Below are 15,507 nucleotides of genomic sequence, written 5' to 3'. Positions count from 1 at the left end.
CAGTTTAGGCGCTGACAAGGGTAGGTGGTGCTACGCTTGTTATCGGATCTCCGGGCATATTTTAGAAAGTGGACCCCGGGCACAAAACCCCGGGGTCAATTTCTTTTGTCGGGGGTTATTCTGCGGAACCCATCTTATCCCACAGTGGCAGACACATCTGCCCAACGCGTGCCTCAATGGCCGCGGCTGCATCAACCGCCATGTCCTCACGCCAGCGCGGGGCTGCGATCTGAACATTGATCGGCTGCGGCCCTGCTGGCAAATCAGCCAACCGCGCAGGAACGCAGGCTGCGGGCAACCCGAGGAAGTTCATCGCATAGGAATAAACCGCGCAACCCAGCACCTCATGCACGCCTTCAGGGCCTTCTGTATCGCGGTCTGGTTTGAAGAATGGTTGCGGCAGGAAGGGCGACAGAACCAATGGGTAGTCCTGCATGAACAGAGACCATTCGCGCGCATAATGCGTGCGCTTGGCCAGCATCTCAATCAGCTCTGTACCGGTGATCGGCGGGAATTCCTGAAAATACACGTCGAATATATCGCGGATGGTCTGCGACCCCGCTGCCTCGATATCAGATTTCAACAGGGTCAGCACTTCGCCCATCAAAGCGCGGTATCCGTTGCGCCCACAATCAAAGACATCAGGCGGATTGACCTCCTTTACCGCATATCCTGCGTCAATCAACGCGTCGCGGGCAGAGACCATGGCCTTTTCGACTTCTGGATGCAGATCATAGCCGAACGTGTTCTTAGTAAAAGCAACCTTGATAGGTCCGTCATAGGCGGCTCCACGCCATGGCATCGGCACATGGAACGGATCGCGCGGGTCGGCGGCGATCAGGCTGGGCATCGACAGGTGCAGATCGGTGGCCGAACGGGTGATCATCCCCTGCACCGACATGGATTGTGCTAACAGGCCGCGTTCCACCTTTTGGCTCGGGTTCCACGCAGGCACGCGGCCCAATCCCGGCTTTACGGTCACGGCCCCGTTTGCCGCCGCCGGAAACCGCAGACTACCGCCAATATCATTGCCATGCGCCAAGGCCCCGATCCCAGCCATCACCGCCGAGCCGGCCCCGCCCGAGGACCCACCAGGCGAGATATGCCGCCCCCAGGGGTTATGTGTGCGGCCGTGCAGCTCGTTGTCGGTATCGGCGCGAAAGGAAAACTCCGGCGTATTCGTGCGCCCTAGGACGACGGCGCCAGCATTTTGCAGGTTTCGCACTATGGGCGCATCGTCCGGCGCGATCACGTCTTTCAAAGCCACGACCCCATTCGTGGTCGCGTGTCCTTTTTGGTCGACATTGATTTTGATCGTCACGGGCACACCGTGCAGCGGACCGGGCTCCGTGCCCGCAGCCACGGCCTGATCCAGCGTATGCGCGTGCGTCAATGCCTCAGTGCTCAGGTCTTCGACCACGGCATTCAGGGCTGGATTGACTTGATGCAGCCGGTCAATCGAAGACTGAACGGCCTCCACCGCGCTGATCTGCTTGCTGCGGGTCTGCTTCGCCAAGTCCGTGGCGCTTAGTCGCCAGAAGTCATTGTCGCTCATGCTCGTCCTCCGGGGTTCAACCTGAGGCGGAAGACGGCCGATGGCAAGAGGTTCAGTCCCATTTCGGGGATCCTCTTTCATCTGGCCAGAAATATCCCGGAGCGCGAGGCAGAGCCTCGCATTCGCGCGTCTGCGCAAATCGGGCGCGCCGACAGGCGCACCCTTGAGTTTCCCGTTGTTATTGTGCGTAGCCGATGGTCTTCAGCGCGTCCGTGATCTCGTCCAGAATGGCGGGATCGTCGATGGTAGCAGGCATTTTGTAGTCTGCACCATCGGCAATCGACACCATGGTCCCCCGCAGGATCTTGCCTGAACGCGTCTTGGGTAGGCGGTCCACCACAACAGCCTGTTTGAACGCCGCAACCGGACCGATCTTTTCGCGCACCAGCTTGACCACATCCTGCACGACCTCAGCATGATCGCGGTCGCAGCCTGCGTTCAGGCACAGGAAACCAACCGGCATCTGGCCCTTCAACTGGTCGGTTACTCCGATCACAGCGCATTCGGCAACGTCGGGATGGGCGGCCAGAACCTCCTCCATGCCCCCCGTGGACAGGCGGTGGCCCGCAACGTTGATCACATCATCCGTGCGCGCCATGATGTACAGATATCCGTCCTCATCAATCATGCCTGCATCGCCGGTCTCATAGTAACCGGGGAAATGATTGAGGTACGAGCTTTTGAATCGCTCTTCCGCATTCCACAACGTCGGCAACGTACCTGGGGGCAGGGGCAACTTCACCGCAATCGCGCCCAACTCGCCGGGTTTCATCGGATGGCCGCCTTCGTCCAGGATCTGCACGTCATAGCCCGGCATTGGCTTCGCTGGCGAGCCCAACTTGGTCGGCAGTTCCTCGATCCCCAGCGGGTTGCCAGCGATGGTCCAGCCGGTTTCAGTCTGCCACCAATGGTCGATCACCGGCACTTTCAACGCGTCCTGCGCCCAGACGATCGTGTCCGGGTCTGCCCGTTCTCCAGCCAGGTAAAGCGCGCCCAAATGGGACAGGTCGAAATTGGCGATCAACTCACCTTGCGGATCCTCGCGTTTAACCGCGCGGATCGCCGTCGGGGCAGTGAAAAAGCTTTTGACTTTGTGTTCGGAAATCACGCGCCAGAAGGTCCCCGCATCCGGGGTACCCACGGGTTTGCCTTCGAACACGATGGTGGTGTTGCCATGGATCAGGGGCGCGTAACAGATGTAGGAGTGCCCAACGACCCATCCCACGTCGGATGCCGCCCAAAACACGTCACCAGGGTCGACATTGTAGATATTCTTCATCGTCCAGTTCAACGCGACCAGATGGCCTGCCGTGGGGCGCACGACACCTTTGGGTGAACCGGTCGTGCCCGAGGTGTAAAGGATATAGGCAGGATCATTACCATCGACCGGGACACATTCAGCCGGTTCGACGCCGTACTGGAAGCCGTGCCAGTTAAAGTCGCGCCCTTCGACCAGCTGGGCGACTTCCTGTTCGCGCTGGAAAATAACGCAGAAATCGGGTTTGTGCTCTGCCAGATCAATCGCGCCGTCCAGCAGGGGTTTGTAGTGAACCACGCGGCCCGGCTCCATCCCGCAGGAGGCGGCGATGATCGCTTTGGGTTTGGCGTCGTCGATCCGCACGGCCAGTTCGTTGCTGGCAAAGCCACCGAATACCACCGAATGCACCGCGCCCAGACGTGCACAGGCCAGCATCGCCTCAAGCGCCTCGGGGATCATTGGCATATAGATGATAACCCGGTCGCCCTTTTCGACACCCTTGGCCCGAAGTGCGCCTGCCAAATTGGCTACGCGGTTGCGCAGCTCGACATAGGAAATCTCGCGCTTGGTATGCGTGATCGGGCTGTCATAGATGATTGCAGTCTGCTCGCCCCGTCCGTTTTCGACATGGCGGTCGACAGCGTTCCAGCAGGTGTTTACGCGGGCGTCCGAGAACCACTCGTATAGCGGCGCGTTGTCATCGAACAATGCTTTGGTCGGGGGGCTTACCCAGTCGATGCCCTTTGCGGCCTCCATCCAGAAGCCCTCGGGGTCGGATTTCCAGCCTTCGTAAACGTCCTGATATGCCACGGTGTTCTCCTCCGTCAATTCCTGGGCATGTGTGTAAGGGGCAGGGCGGCCACAGGACAAGCAAGCGGCGTGACGGAGCGTCACTTTATCGCAAAAAGTTTGCAGAATTCGCCGAATTGACTTGCAAATTTTTGCAAATGCACGACTGCGTGAGGGTTATCTGGCGATTGATGGGTAAATTTGCAAATCTGCAAATTCAGGCGTGCAAACAGATAGGGAATCGGCCGGACGCCGTTTCAGACGTCCGGCCGCAGTTTATCCGTAGTGCGTGACCGGCGTGCCGGCGATGGCGGCCATGTTCAAAAGCCCTCGTGCGGTGATCGAGGGCGTCACGATATGCGCTTTGTTGCCCATCCCCATCAGGATCGGCCCGACCTCCAGCCCGTCGGCCTTCATCTTCAGAATGTTCCGCACACCGCTGGCTGCGTCCGCATGAGCAAAAATCAGCACATTGGCCGAACCTTTCAGGCGCGAATTGGGGAAGATCCGCCCGCGCAGTTCTGGGTCCAGTGCCAGATCCAAGTTCATCTCGCCCTCATAGGTAAAGTCACGCGGCTCGGAATCCAGAATATCCAGCGCGGCCCGCAGGCGTTTGCCGGACCCTTCGGACTGGTTGCCAAACTGCGATTGCGAGCAGAATGCGATCTTGGGCTCTAGCCCAAAGCGGCGCACGTGACGGGCGGCCCCAATGGTGCTTTCGGCGAGTTCCTCGGGCGAGGGCAGTTGCCGCACATGAGTGTCGGCGATGAACAACGGCCCGTCTTCCAAGATCATCAACGAAAGAGCACCATGCGGGCGCAGGTCGCCGTCCGCCAACACTTGTTCCACATAGTTCAGGTGCCAGCGATATTCGCCGAAGGTGCCGCAGATCATACTGTCGGCGTCGCCCCGTTGCACCGCGATGGCGGCAATTGCGGTGTTGTTTGTCCGCATGATGGCCTTGGCCAGATCAGGCGTGACGCCGCGGCGCTGCATGAGCTGGTGGTAGGACGTCCAATAGTCGTAGTATCGCGGATCGTTTTCCGGGTTCACGATCTGAAAATCCGCACCTGGCCGCACCGTCAAACCCAACCTTTCACAGCGGGCCCCGATCACGTCTGGTCGACCGATCAGAATGGGGGTCTCGGTGGTTTCTTCCAGAATAGCCTGAGCAGCCCGCAACACCCGTTCGTCTTCACCCTCGGCAAAGACGATCTTGCGGGAAGCGGCTGCGGCGGCCTCGAAAACCGGGCGCATGATTAGGGCGGATTTGAAAACGGTCTGGTTCAGCTGTTCCTTGTACGCCTCGATATCTTCGATGGGACGCTTGGCAACGCCGCTGTCCATTGCGGCCTTGGCCACGGACGAGGACACAACCCCCACAAGGCGCGGATCAAAGGGTTTGGGGATCAGATAGTCCGGCCCAAAGGTCAACTGTTCCCCTTTATAGGCGGCTGCGGCCTCGGCACTGGTAGTAGCGCGCGCCATCTCGGCGATGCCGTCCACGCAAGCGATTTGCATCTCGTCGTTGATCTCGGTTGCGCCTACATCCAGCGCGCCCCGGAAGATGAAAGGAAAGCATAGGACGTTGTTGACCTGATTTGGAAAGTCACTGCGGCCTGTGGCGATGATTGCATCCGGGGCCACTTCGCGCGCGGCGTCGGGCAGGATTTCCGGCGTCGGGTTGGCCAACGCGAAGATGATCGGGCGGCTAGACATTTTCGCGACCATTTCGGGCTTGAGCACATTCGGCCCGCTGAGGCCCAGAAACAGGTCCGCGTCGCCGATCACATCATCCAATGTACGCAGGTCGGATTTCTGCGCAAACTGATCCTTGTGCGGATTCATATCCTCGGCGCGGCCCTCGTAGACCAGCCCGTGAATATCGCACAGCCAGATATTCTCGCGCTTGACACCCAGTTTGACCAACATGGACAGACAGGCAATCCCGGCCGCCCCGCCGCCGGTCGAGACGACTTTGATATCTTCGAACGATTTGCCGGCAACGTGCAGCGCGTTCTTGGCCGCAGCGCCCACGACAATGGCGGTGCCGTGCTGGTCGTCGTGAAAAACGGGGATGTTCATCCGCTCGCGGCAGATTTTCTCGACGATGAAACAGTCGGGGGCCTTGATATCTTCAAGGTTGATCGCGCCAAAGGTCGGTTCCAGCGCGCAGACGATATCAGCCAGCTTCTCGGGGTCGGGCTGGTCGACCTCGATATCGAAACAGTCGATACCGGCGAATTTCTTGAACAGAACGGCCTTGCCCTCCATCACTGGCTTCGAGGCCAGCGCACCGATATTGCCCAGCCCCAGAACAGCAGTGCCATTCGAGACCACTGCAACAAGATTGCCGCGCGCGGTGTAAAGCTCGGCATTGTGCGGGTCGGCCTTGATTTCCAGGCTGGCTTCGGCCACGCCGGGCGAATAGGCGCGGGCCAGATCGCGGCCATTGGCCATGGGCTTTGTGGCCTTGATCTCAAGCTTTCCGGGTTTGGGATGGGCGTGGTAATCAAGCGCGGCCTGCCGCAGGCTGGGTGTGTCCGACATCGACAAATCAACTCCGTTCCAAGATTTGGTTGATCGTTAAACCATTTTCCGAGGCTTGGCTACGTTGCGTCATTTCATTGCGGGTTTCCGACCTCATGGGGGTGCTGGTTGAATTCTGCCACGAAACATTTACGGTCTGCCGCGTTCGTGAACCCCAATGAATACGCGCAGCGATGAAGGTCTGATATGAGCTTGAAAGACGAACGCAACCCCGGCTTGGTCCTGCACGGATCGTTCGGTGTGCAATCCGTGGGGCTGCGGGCGGTGCTGGCTGTGATGGCCTGGATTCTGGTCGTGATTTCGATCTGGCCTGTTCAGGCTTCGGCCTTCAACCAAGAAGGCGGGCTGATCGAAACCGGATCGGCATTCGCGCTGATGATGGCTGGGGTGATTGCGCTTTATCGCTATCGTGGCGTGTCGCGTTTGTATATTGGCGTTGTCTGTCTTCTGCTGGCCGAGCGCGAGCTTGAGGCAGATATCTACGCCATTGGCACTTGGCAGCATACGATCCTCAGCGGGTTGGATACAGCGCTGGACATGACCCTTGTGCGTTTGGTGCTGGTTGCAATCGTGCTTGGCGGGCTGGTCTGGCATGGCATTCCGTCTGGCTGGCGCGCGTTCAAAGCCCGCGCGCCTTTTTTGCTGGTGTTTTTCCTGGCGGGCATGTCGGCGGTGGTCGCGCAATTGCTCGAAGAGGTGTCCGGGATGATGGGTTCGGATATTTCGCAAACCATGATGCTGCGCCTGTTTGTGCTCGAAGAAACGCTTGAGATGTTCTTTTCGATTGGCATTCTGGCCGCTGTTCTGATCGGATGGCCGAAAGCCAAGACCGAAGAGACAGTGAATGACCAACAACCAGACCAAAGCTGAGATTCGCCTGCCCACGCAGGAGCTGCGCGACGATATCCCGTTTTATACCAAGGTGCTGGGGATGCGGATGGATATGATTTATCCCGCCGATGACCCTCGGGTGGCGGTGTTTTCCGGCCACGGGCTGCGGCTGCGGATTGAAAAGGACGCGTCGGAAAGCGCCGGCACGTTGCGCATCCTGACCGATGACCCCGATAGCTTTGCCGACGGGCAGCGCAGCCTAGTGGCCCCGAACGGCACAAAGGTCGAGATTGATGAGTTGAATCCGCCCATGGTCATGCCCGACACCGTCCATTCCTTCGTGGTGCGCAGGCTCAAGGATCAGGCCCCGTGGATCATTGGCCGTGCCGGGATGCATTACCGCGATCTGGTGCCCGACCGGCTGGGCGGGTCCATCATTGCTAGCCATATCCGCATTCCCGACGGTGGACCGGTGCCGGACATGGTGCATTTCCACAAGGTCGGGTTCCAACTGATCTTCTGCATCCATGGCTGGGTGGATGTGGTCTATGAGGATCAAGGCGAAAAGATGCGCCTGACGGCGGGTGATTGCTTTATCCAGCCACCCGAAATCCGTCACCGCGTGCTTGAGGCATCGGACAATGTGCAGGTGATCGAGATCGGCGTGCCTGCCGAGCACGTCACCGAGATTGATCACGACATGGATCTACCCACCCCGCACCACCGCCCCGATCGTGAATGGCAGGGTCAAAAATTCGTCTTCAATCAGGCTGAGGGCGCGGATTGGGTGCCGTTCCGTCTGCCGGGATATATCTGCCGCGACACCACGATTGCGCAAAACACCAAGGGCGTGGCCGGGGTGCAAGTGGTGCGCAAAGGGCAGGGTGATCCGCAATGGGCCGCCCATGACACAGATATCCATTTCACCTTTGTCATGAACGGCGCGGTCACACTAGAGGGTGAAGGGCGTGAGCCGTACCCGCTGGAACAGGGCGACGCGTTTGTGATCCCTCCGGGGATGTGGACGCGCCTGTCGGACCCGTCGGATGATGTGGAGCTGCTTGAGGTCACACTGCCCGGTACGTTCAATACGCGGCTGGGATAAGAATTGCGGCGTGCGGGGCTTCACCTTGGCGCGCCGTTTCACTAGAACAGTATTTTTCTGACCAGATGATCAAAAATCGGGGAATCGCCATGAACCTGAAAGACACAGCCCTCTTAGTTCGCGAAAACGCATATGCACCCTATTCGAACTTCAAGGTCGGGGCGGCGGTCCGGTCGGCAAGCGGCACCGTCTATTCCGGCTGCAACGTGGAAAACGTGGCCTATCCCGAAGGCACCTGCGCCGAGGCCGGGGCGATTGCCGCCATGGTCGCCGCAGGCGAGCAGGAACTGACCGAGGTTTATGTGGTTGCCTCATCGCCTCAGCCCGTGCCGCCCTGCGGGGGGTGCCGTCAGAAACTGGCTGAGTTCGGCAAGCGTGAGGTCAAGGTGACACTGGCCTCGGTCGAAGGGTCTGAGATGGAAACCACCATTGGCGACCTGCTGCCGGGGGCCTTTGGCGCCTCGCATATGGAGTGAGCCATGGACGCCCGTTCGATCAATGCCAAGCTGCGTCGCGGTCAGGTGCCCACGGCCGAGGAACTGCGCTGGTTTGCGCAAGGTTTGGCCGATGGCGGCGTTAGTGACGCGCAGGCTGGGGCCTTTGCCATGGCCGTTTGTATGGGCGGTCTGGGCGCGCAGGGCCGCGCTGACCTGACGGTTGCAATGCGCGACAGCGGCGACGTTCTGACATGGGACGTGGATGGCCCGGTGATCGACAAGCACTCGACCGGCGGGGTGGGCGACAGCGTCAGCCTCGTGCTTGCGCCTGCACTGGCCGAGATGGGAGCTTATGTCCCGATGATCTCGGGTCGTGGGTTGGGCCATACCGGCGGGACGCTGGACAAACTCGAGTCGATTCCGGGCGTGACCACTCAGATCAGCGAAGATCGTCTGGCGCAGATCTTGCGCGAAACGGGTGCCGCCATCGTTGGCGCAACGGGGCAGATCGCCCCTGCGGACAAGCGGCTATATGCAATCCGCGATGTGACGGCGACTGTGGAAAGCCTGGACCTGATCACCGCGTCGATCCTGTCCAAGAAGCTGGCCGCCAGCCCTGATGCTCTGGTGCTGGATGTCAAGGTGGGCAGCGGCGCGTTTATGAAAACCCGCGAAGATGCGCGCAATCTGGCACAGGCCCTGACCCAGACGGCGAATGCTGCGGGGTGCCGAACCTCGGCAGTGATCACGGATATGAATCAACCTCTGGCCCCGGCGCTGGGCAATGCGTTGGAGATTTGCGAGGTCATGAGGGCCATGACCTGTGGCCACATCACGCCCTTGGCCGAGATCTCGGCCGAGTTGGGCTGCGTGCTGCTGGTGGATGCCGGGATGTGCGCAACCGTGGATGAAGGTCGCGAGAAACTGGCCGAAATTATCCGCTCTGGCCGCGCGGCCGAAAGGTTCGGGCGCATGATGGCCGCCGTTGGCGCGCCACTGCATTTCGTCGACAACTGGTCGCGGTACTTGCCCGAGGCCAGCGTGATCCTTGAAGTCCCTGCGCCAAGTGCGGGCTATGTGACCGCGATGGACGGTGAGGCGCTGGGTCTGGCCGTTGTCGCGCTGGGCGGTGGGCGGCAAGTTGAGAGCGACCTGATTGACCCTGCCGTTGGCATCTCGGACATCGTGCGGCTGGGTGATAAGCTGGACAAGGGTGCGCCGTTGGCCGTGATCCACGCCGCCCGCGAAGACGCGGCGCAACAGGCGGCGCAGGCCGTCCTGCAAGCGATCAGTCTCGGGCCGGACAGCCCCGCGCTGCCGGGGATCGTGCATGAAAGGATCACCGCATGACCCGCGCGTTTCTGGTCGTGATGGACTCGGTCGGCATCGGCGGCGCGCCGGATGCGGATCGTTTTTTCAACGGCGATGTGCCTGATACCGGGGCTAACACGCTGGCCCATATCGCACAGGCCTGCGCTGAGGGGCGGGCCGAGGATGGGCGCTCGGGCCCGCTGCACCTGCCCAATCTGGAGGCGTTGGGGCTGGGGGTGGCGACCCGTCTGGCCTCGGGCGCGGATACGCCGGGGCTGCGGGCGGAACCGACCGGCCTATGGGGCTGCGCGCGGGAACATTCGCCGGGCAAGGACACGCCCTCGGGCCATTGGGAACTGGCGGGGCTGCCGGTGCCATGGGATTGGCACTATTTTCCGGACACGCGCCCGTCTTTCCCCGCCGATCTAAGCCGCGCTGCGGCTCAGGCTGCGGGAACCGATGGCATACTGGGCAATTGCCACGCCTCTGGCACGGCGATCATCGCCGATCTGGGCGCCGAACATCTGCGCACCGGCTGGCCGATTTGCTACACATCCGCCGACAGCGTGTTCCAGATCGCGGCGCATGAGGAGCATTTCGGCCTCGACCGCTTGTTGGAAATGTGCCGAACTCTGGCCCCGCGCTTGCACGAGATGAAAGTGGGCCGGGTCATCGCGCGGCCATTCGTGGGCACGCCAGAACAAGGCTTTACGCGCACCACCAATCGCAAGGATTTCGCCATCCTGCCACCTGCGCCGGTTCTGACCAACTGGGCGCAGGATGCCGGGCGGCGTGTTCATGCGGTGGGTAAGATCGGCGATATCTTCTCGATGCAGGGGATCGACACGCTGCGCAAAGGCTCGGATGCGGACCTGATGCGCCACCTCTCCGATCTGGTCGACGAGGCGGAAGAGGGCAGCCTGACCTTCGCCAATTTCGTGGAGTTCGACAGCCTCTACGGCCACCGCCGCGACATCAGCGGCTATGCGCGCGCGCTGGAATGGTTCGACCGTGAGATCGGCGCAATAATCGCCCACCTGCGCCCCGGCGACCTGATGCTGCTGACCGCCGACCACGGCAATGACCCCAGCTGGATCGGCACCGACCATACGCGCGAGCAGGTTCCGGTGCTGATCGCCGGGCGAGGCGCGGGTCAGATCGGCGCGGTCAATTTCGCCGACATTGCGGCCAGCATCGCACATCACCTGAACATCCCGGCGCAGGGGCCGGGGCGGAGTTTTCTATGAGCGTCGCAGACCTTCCCAAAATCGAATTGCACCTGCACCACGAAGGCGCGGCCCCGCCCGCCTTTATCCGGCAGTTGGCCCATGAAAAGCGTATCGACCTGAGCGGGATTTTCAAACCCGACGGCAGCTATGATTTCCGCGATTTCGCCCATTTCCTCAGCGTGTATGAGGCCGCCTGCGAAGTACTGAAATCGCCCGAGGATTTCCGCCGCCTGACACTGGCCATCCTCGAAGAAAGCGCGGCGAACGGAGTGGTCTATTCGGAAACCTTCCTCAGCCCCGATTTCTGCGGCGGCGGAGACCTGCACGCCTGGCGTGACTACCTGACCGCCATTCAGGACGCGGCGGATGAGGCGGAACGAAAATACGACATCACCTTGCGCGGCGTCGTGACCTGCGTGCGCCATTTCGGTCCTGAAAAGGCTAAACTCAGCGCCTATTGCGCGGCGGAAACGGCGGGCGAGTGGATCACTGGGTTTGGTATGGGTGGCAATGAATCCGTGGGCGCTCAGGGCGACTATGCATGGGCCTTCGATTGCGCGCGCGAGGCGGGTTTGCGATTGACGACCCATGCCGGAGAGTTCGGCGGCCCCGAAAGCGTACGCGATGCCATTCGCGATCTGGACGTGGAGCGTGTGGGCCATGGCGTACGCGCCATCGAAGACCCTGACCTGATCCGCGAGATCATCGACCGCGACATCACGTTTGAAGTCTGCCCCGGCTCAAATGTGGTACTGGGGCTTTTCCCCGAATTCGCGGCCCATCCGATTGCAAAACTGCGGGATGCCGGTGTCAAAGTCACGGTTTCCACCGATGACCCTCCGTTTTTCCACACTACAATGCGGCGGGAATATGAGATGCTGGCGCAAGCCTTCGGCTGGCAGGCCGAGGATTTCGCGGCCCTGAATGAAACCGCCCTTGCGGCCGCCTTTTGCGATGACAAGACCCGTGAACGGGTCAAGACAAGACTGGAGAGAACATGAGCGAACACCTGACCGTCGTTGACCACCCGTTGGTGCAGCACAAACTGACGCTCATGCGGGACAAGGGCACTTCGACCGCCGAATTTCGGCAGTTGCTGCGTGAGATCACGCTGCTGCTGGCTTATGAGATCACGCGCGAAATGCCGTTGACCACCCGTCATATTGAAACCCCGATGGAGGAAATGGACGCCCCTATCCTAGCGGGCAAGAAACTGGCGCTGGTGTCGATCCTGCGGGCCGGAAACGGGATGCTGGACGGGGTGCTGGAGCTGATCCCTTCGGCCCGTGTGGGTTTTGTCGGCCTCTACCGCGATGAGGAAACGCTCAAGCCCGTGCAGTATTACTTCAAAGCGCCCGAAGGGTTGAAGGACCGTCTGGTCATTGCCGTTGATCCGATGCTGGCCACCGGCAACAGTTCAGCCGCGGCGATAGATCTGCTGAAGGAGGCTGGCGCCACTGATATTCGCTTCCTTTGCTTGTTGGCCGCGCCCGAAGGGGTCGCACGCATGAAAGAGGCGCACCCGGATGTGCATATCGTCACGGCCTCGCTGGATCGCGAGCTGAATTCCAAGGGCTACATCATGCCGGGGCTGGGCGATGCGGGCGACCGGATGTTTGGCACCAAGTAAGCTGGTCTAACCGCCGCAGATATTTTGCAGCCGGACCCAATCGCGGTCCGGCAGAACCTGCTGCTGAGGACGTCCGGCCATAGGGTCAGCCTCGATCAACCCCAGCACGGTTTCGCCGGTCACATCCATGGCATAAGCAAACGGGGTCGAGGGCAGGGCGGTCTGCGCGAACATTTCCAGCAACACGTCATCAGGTAGGGACGGACGGGGTTCGGACAGAACCTCTTCGGTATAAGCATCGACGATGCCCGGTGTCAGCTCTCCGGTCGTCAGCAGGCGAAAGGCGGTTGCAGCACCTGTGCGGTTCAGCAGATCGTCCAGCGGGTCCTGTTCCTGTGACCGGGCGCGTTCGGCGACGATATAGCCGGCGGCGACCGAAGGGTCCTCGTGATCTTCGACCAACGCGCGGTTTAGCAGGATAATGCCGCCCGGCAGGCTGAGGCTCGTTTGTACCCCCGCAGGCAGTATGATCACTTCGCGTACGCCGGTGCGTGTTGCCAACTGTTTCAGCGCGTCCTGTGCGTCGACCGAGGCGCAGGCGCGGCCTGACACGCGCTCGATCCGTTCAAGAATTGCGTCGCCGATATCGTGGCGTTTGATCTCGGGCACCACAGCGACCACGTGGTTTTGCACGGCGGCGGGCACCCAGAACACCAAAAGGGCCGCCACGGCGGCGGCAACACCGGCGACGCTGAGCCAGCGCAATCGCCCCGGATGCGGACGGCTGCGGTCAATGGCCCGTTGCAGGCGGTCGATTGCCTCGATCATGGTGGTCTCGGTTTCGGCCAGCTCCAGCGTTTCGTCCGGGTCGCCATCGGGGTTGTATATAGCTGGATACGCGCCGGGGTTCTGCCGCTCCAACGCAGCCAGCGACCAATGGGTCAGCGCGTTGTCGTTGAAATCCGAGATTGTCATCGTGGCTTCGCCAATTGACACCACGACCTCGCGCCGCTGCACATCGGGCGATGGGCGCCACAGACCGGTTGCTTCGATCCGCTGGTACTGTTTAAGGGCCGTCATCACGGGTGAGGTCTGCTCATTCTTGATTGGCGGCAGTTTAGCACGCAAAAATCCAGCGGCGCAAACCTGTTGCGCGATGTCGGGGAATTGTGCTGGATGTGACGACGCATCCGGGCGCAGGCGTGCCCCGGTCGGTTTCTTCTATAGGGTCAAACATGTCGTCTGGTGCGCAAACTTCTCCGATCCTGGCCTCGGTTCTGATGGTCAGCGCAATGGCGATCATCGGGGTGATCGACAACGTAGTGATCCTGCTGGCCGACACGGTCGGGCTGTGGCAGTTCCACCTGAGCCGGTCCACTCTGATGCTGCCGTTGATCATCGGATTGTCCTTGTTGGGATTCGGGCGCTTGCGTCCCGTCCGGCTGGGTCCAGTGATGCTACGCAGTGTGCTGGTCACGCTGGCCATGCTGTTCTATTTCACCTCGCTGGCGCTGATGCCGATTGCACAGGCGCTGGCAGGTCTGTTCACCTCTCCGATTTTCGTGCTGCTGATTTCGACGCTTGCAATGGGGCAGAGGATCGGGCCATGGCGCATTCTGGCCGTCCTTTTGGGGTTCGCTGGGATTCTATGCGTGCTGCAACCCAATCCGCAGGATTTTGATGCTCGCACCCTGCTGCCGGTGGCCGGAGGGCTGTTCTACGCCCTCAGCGCCATCATCACGCGCAGCCATTGCGCGGGTGAAAGCACAGTCGCGCTGTTGGCGGCGATGGTGATCACACTGGGGTTGACGGGATTGATCGGAGTGGGGGTTCTAACCCTCTTTCCCATGATATCGCCCCCAGGGCCCGACGGGTTTGTCACGCGTGGCTGGGTGTGGCAGATGCAAGACGCTGTGCCATGGATCATCGTGCAGGCTGTCGGATCAACAATCGCGGTTTTCATGCTGATCAAAGCCTATCAGGTAGGCGAGCCATCCTATGTTGCAGTGTTCGAATACTCGGTCATGATTTTCGGCCCACTGTTTGCGTGGGTCGCCTTTGGTCAGTCCATCGGGCTGATGCAGATCGGAGGGATTGGTCTGATCGCGACCGCCGGAGCGCTGCTGGGCTGGCGGGCTGGTCGCGCGCCCGCCGAGCAGGCGGCGGCATGATCATCTCAAATGGCCGTAGATACGTGTTTGTCCACATCCCCAAAACCGGGGGAACGTCGCTGTCTCTGGCGTTAGAGGCGCGGGCTATGAAGGATGATATCCTTATAGGCGATACACCCAAGGCCCTACGGCGGCGCAAGCGGCAGAAGGCTTTGACAGGCGTTGGCGCTTTGACGAAACACGCACCGCTTTCTGCGCTGGATGGGCTGATGACACCGGTTGCGTTGCGCGGCATGTTCACGTTCACGCTGGTGCGCAACCCTTGGGACAGGATGGTCAGCTACTATCATTGGCTCAGAACCCAAAAGTTTGACCACCGGGATGTCACCTTGGCGCAAACCCTTTCATTTCAGGATTTCGTCTTGCACCCGCAGATTGCACGATCCTTCGCAGCCAATCCCGCAAGGCGCTATATGACGCTGACCGACGGAACCGAACATTGCAGTGCCTTCATCCGGCTGGAGTATTTTGACCGAGACGCCGCCCCGCTATTCGACCATTTGGGATTTCGGGTGGCATTGCCCCTGAGCAACAGGTCCGAGCGGGCACCGGATTATCGCAGTTACTTTTGCGCCAAGACACGTGCGGCTGTGGCCGAGGCTTGCGCCGAGGATGTCGACAGGTTTGGGTATCGCTTTGATTAGCAGTACGTTCCGTTTGGAATCTTGAAAAAGTGCAAATGGGAAAGCTGGCGCAGGGGG

General features: G+C 60.7%; 13 protein-coding genes. 9 read left to right on the top strand and 4 right to left on the bottom strand.

Annotation, left to right across the window (positions count from 1 at the left end; all coding sequences use genetic code 11):
- Positions 1 to 115: 115 nt before the first annotated feature.
- The 3 genes from ACR0CA_RS03175 to ACR0CA_RS03165 all read right to left on the bottom strand — a co-directional run bounded on the left by ACR0CA_RS03175 (position 116) and on the right by ACR0CA_RS03165 (position 6,152).
- A complete protein-coding gene (locus tag ACR0CA_RS03175) occupies positions 116 to 1,555 on the bottom strand; it encodes an amidase family protein (protein WP_480897428.1) in 1,440 nt (479 codons plus the stop codon).
- Between the two features lie 178 nt (positions 1,556 to 1,733).
- Positions 1,734 to 3,623, bottom strand: coding sequence for a propionate-CoA ligase PrpE (prpE, locus tag ACR0CA_RS03170; RefSeq protein WP_480897427.1), 1,890 nt, complete (start codon positions 3,621 to 3,623; stop codon positions 1,734 to 1,736).
- A gap of 255 nt (positions 3,624 to 3,878) precedes the next feature.
- Positions 3,879 to 6,152 (bottom strand): NADP-dependent malic enzyme, encoded by a 2,274-nt coding sequence (locus ACR0CA_RS03165; RefSeq protein WP_480857729.1) that lies wholly within the window; start codon positions 6,150 to 6,152, stop codon positions 3,879 to 3,881.
- Positions 6,153 to 6,338: 186 nt separating this feature from the next.
- Here ACR0CA_RS03165 and ACR0CA_RS03160 point away from each other — a divergent pair, with 186 nt between their 5' ends.
- The 7 genes from ACR0CA_RS03160 (at position 6,339) to upp (ending at position 12,695) form a co-directional block, all read left to right on the top strand.
- On the top strand, positions 6,339 to 7,022 hold the full coding sequence (locus tag ACR0CA_RS03160) for a hypothetical protein (protein WP_170770132.1): 684 nt from the start codon (positions 6,339 to 6,341) through the stop codon (positions 7,020 to 7,022).
- Positions 6,997 to 8,088, top strand: coding sequence for a cupin domain-containing protein (locus ACR0CA_RS03155; protein ID WP_480897426.1), 1,092 nt, complete (start codon positions 6,997 to 6,999; stop codon positions 8,086 to 8,088). The genes ACR0CA_RS03160 and ACR0CA_RS03155 overlap by 26 nt, the downstream gene beginning before the upstream one ends.
- A gap of 89 nt (positions 8,089 to 8,177) precedes the next feature.
- The gene (locus ACR0CA_RS03150; RefSeq protein WP_480897425.1) at positions 8,178 to 8,564 is read left to right on the top strand and encodes a cytidine deaminase; all 387 of its coding nucleotides are present in this window, start codon (positions 8,178 to 8,180) and stop codon (positions 8,562 to 8,564) included.
- Positions 8,565 to 8,567: 3 nt separating this feature from the next.
- Complete coding sequence (locus ACR0CA_RS03145; RefSeq protein ID WP_480897424.1) at positions 8,568 to 9,875, top strand: thymidine phosphorylase; 1,308 nt, start codon at positions 8,568 to 8,570, stop codon at positions 9,873 to 9,875.
- Complete coding sequence (locus ACR0CA_RS03140) at positions 9,872 to 11,083, top strand: phosphopentomutase (protein WP_480897423.1); 1,212 nt, start codon at positions 9,872 to 9,874, stop codon at positions 11,081 to 11,083. Before ACR0CA_RS03145 ends, ACR0CA_RS03140 begins: the two co-directional genes overlap by 4 nt.
- Complete coding sequence (locus ACR0CA_RS03135; RefSeq protein WP_480897422.1) at positions 11,080 to 12,066, top strand: adenosine deaminase; 987 nt, start codon at positions 11,080 to 11,082, stop codon at positions 12,064 to 12,066. Before ACR0CA_RS03140 ends, ACR0CA_RS03135 begins: the two co-directional genes overlap by 4 nt.
- Positions 12,063 to 12,695 carry a uracil phosphoribosyltransferase gene (gene upp, locus ACR0CA_RS03130; protein WP_170770144.1) on the top strand — a complete coding sequence of 211 codons (633 nt, stop codon included), beginning with the start codon at positions 12,063 to 12,065 and terminating at the stop codon, positions 12,693 to 12,695. The genes ACR0CA_RS03135 and upp overlap by 4 nt, the downstream gene beginning before the upstream one ends.
- A gap of 6 nt (positions 12,696 to 12,701) precedes the next feature.
- On the opposite strand, the gene ACR0CA_RS03125 is transcribed toward upp, so the two are convergent.
- Positions 12,702 to 13,715 carry a hypothetical protein gene (locus tag ACR0CA_RS03125; RefSeq protein WP_480897421.1) on the bottom strand — a complete coding sequence of 338 codons (1,014 nt, stop codon included), beginning with the start codon at positions 13,713 to 13,715 and terminating at the stop codon, positions 12,702 to 12,704.
- Between the two features lie 155 nt (positions 13,716 to 13,870).
- Between ACR0CA_RS03125 and ACR0CA_RS03120 the strand changes: the two genes are divergently transcribed.
- The gene (locus ACR0CA_RS03120) at positions 13,871 to 14,806 is read left to right on the top strand and encodes a DMT family transporter (protein WP_480897420.1); all 936 of its coding nucleotides are present in this window, start codon (positions 13,871 to 13,873) and stop codon (positions 14,804 to 14,806) included.
- Positions 14,803 to 15,450, top strand: coding sequence for a sulfotransferase family 2 domain-containing protein (locus ACR0CA_RS03115; protein WP_480897419.1), 648 nt, complete (start codon positions 14,803 to 14,805; stop codon positions 15,448 to 15,450). Before ACR0CA_RS03120 ends, ACR0CA_RS03115 begins: the two co-directional genes overlap by 4 nt.
- Positions 15,451 to 15,507: the final 57 nt, after the last annotated feature.

Source organism: Ruegeria sp. F12, from assembly GCF_056533885.1.
This window is presented reverse-complemented; position numbering and strand designations above follow the sequence as displayed.

What these genes read in the sequence shown, in the direction of transcription:
- ACR0CA_RS03175 (WP_480897428.1), bottom strand. Translation starts at nt 1,555, where the DNA reads ATGAGCGACAATGACTTCTGGCGACTAAGCGCCACGGACTTGGCGAAG.
- ACR0CA_RS03165 (WP_480857729.1), bottom strand. Translation starts at nt 6,152, where the DNA reads ATGTCGGACACACCCAGCCTGCGGCAGGCCGCGCTTGATTACCACGCC.
- ACR0CA_RS03160 (WP_170770132.1), top strand. Translation starts at nt 6,339, where the DNA reads ATGAGCTTGAAAGACGAACGCAACCCCGGCTTGGTCCTGCACGGATCG.
- ACR0CA_RS03155 (WP_480897426.1), top strand. Translation starts at nt 6,997, where the DNA reads ATGACCAACAACCAGACCAAAGCTGAGATTCGCCTGCCCACGCAGGAG.
- ACR0CA_RS03150 (WP_480897425.1), top strand. Translation starts at nt 8,178, where the DNA reads ATGAACCTGAAAGACACAGCCCTCTTAGTTCGCGAAAACGCATATGCA.
- ACR0CA_RS03145 (WP_480897424.1), top strand. Translation starts at nt 8,568, where the DNA reads ATGGACGCCCGTTCGATCAATGCCAAGCTGCGTCGCGGTCAGGTGCCC.
- ACR0CA_RS03140 (WP_480897423.1), top strand. Translation starts at nt 9,872, where the DNA reads ATGACCCGCGCGTTTCTGGTCGTGATGGACTCGGTCGGCATCGGCGGC.
- ACR0CA_RS03135 (WP_480897422.1), top strand. Translation starts at nt 11,080, where the DNA reads ATGAGCGTCGCAGACCTTCCCAAAATCGAATTGCACCTGCACCACGAA.
- upp (WP_170770144.1), top strand. Translation starts at nt 12,063, where the DNA reads ATGAGCGAACACCTGACCGTCGTTGACCACCCGTTGGTGCAGCACAAA.
- ACR0CA_RS03125 (WP_480897421.1), bottom strand. Translation starts at nt 13,715, where the DNA reads ATGACGGCCCTTAAACAGTACCAGCGGATCGAAGCAACCGGTCTGTGG.
- ACR0CA_RS03120 (WP_480897420.1), top strand. Translation starts at nt 13,871, where the DNA reads ATGTCGTCTGGTGCGCAAACTTCTCCGATCCTGGCCTCGGTTCTGATG.
- ACR0CA_RS03115 (WP_480897419.1), top strand. Translation starts at nt 14,803, where the DNA reads ATGATCATCTCAAATGGCCGTAGATACGTGTTTGTCCACATCCCCAAA.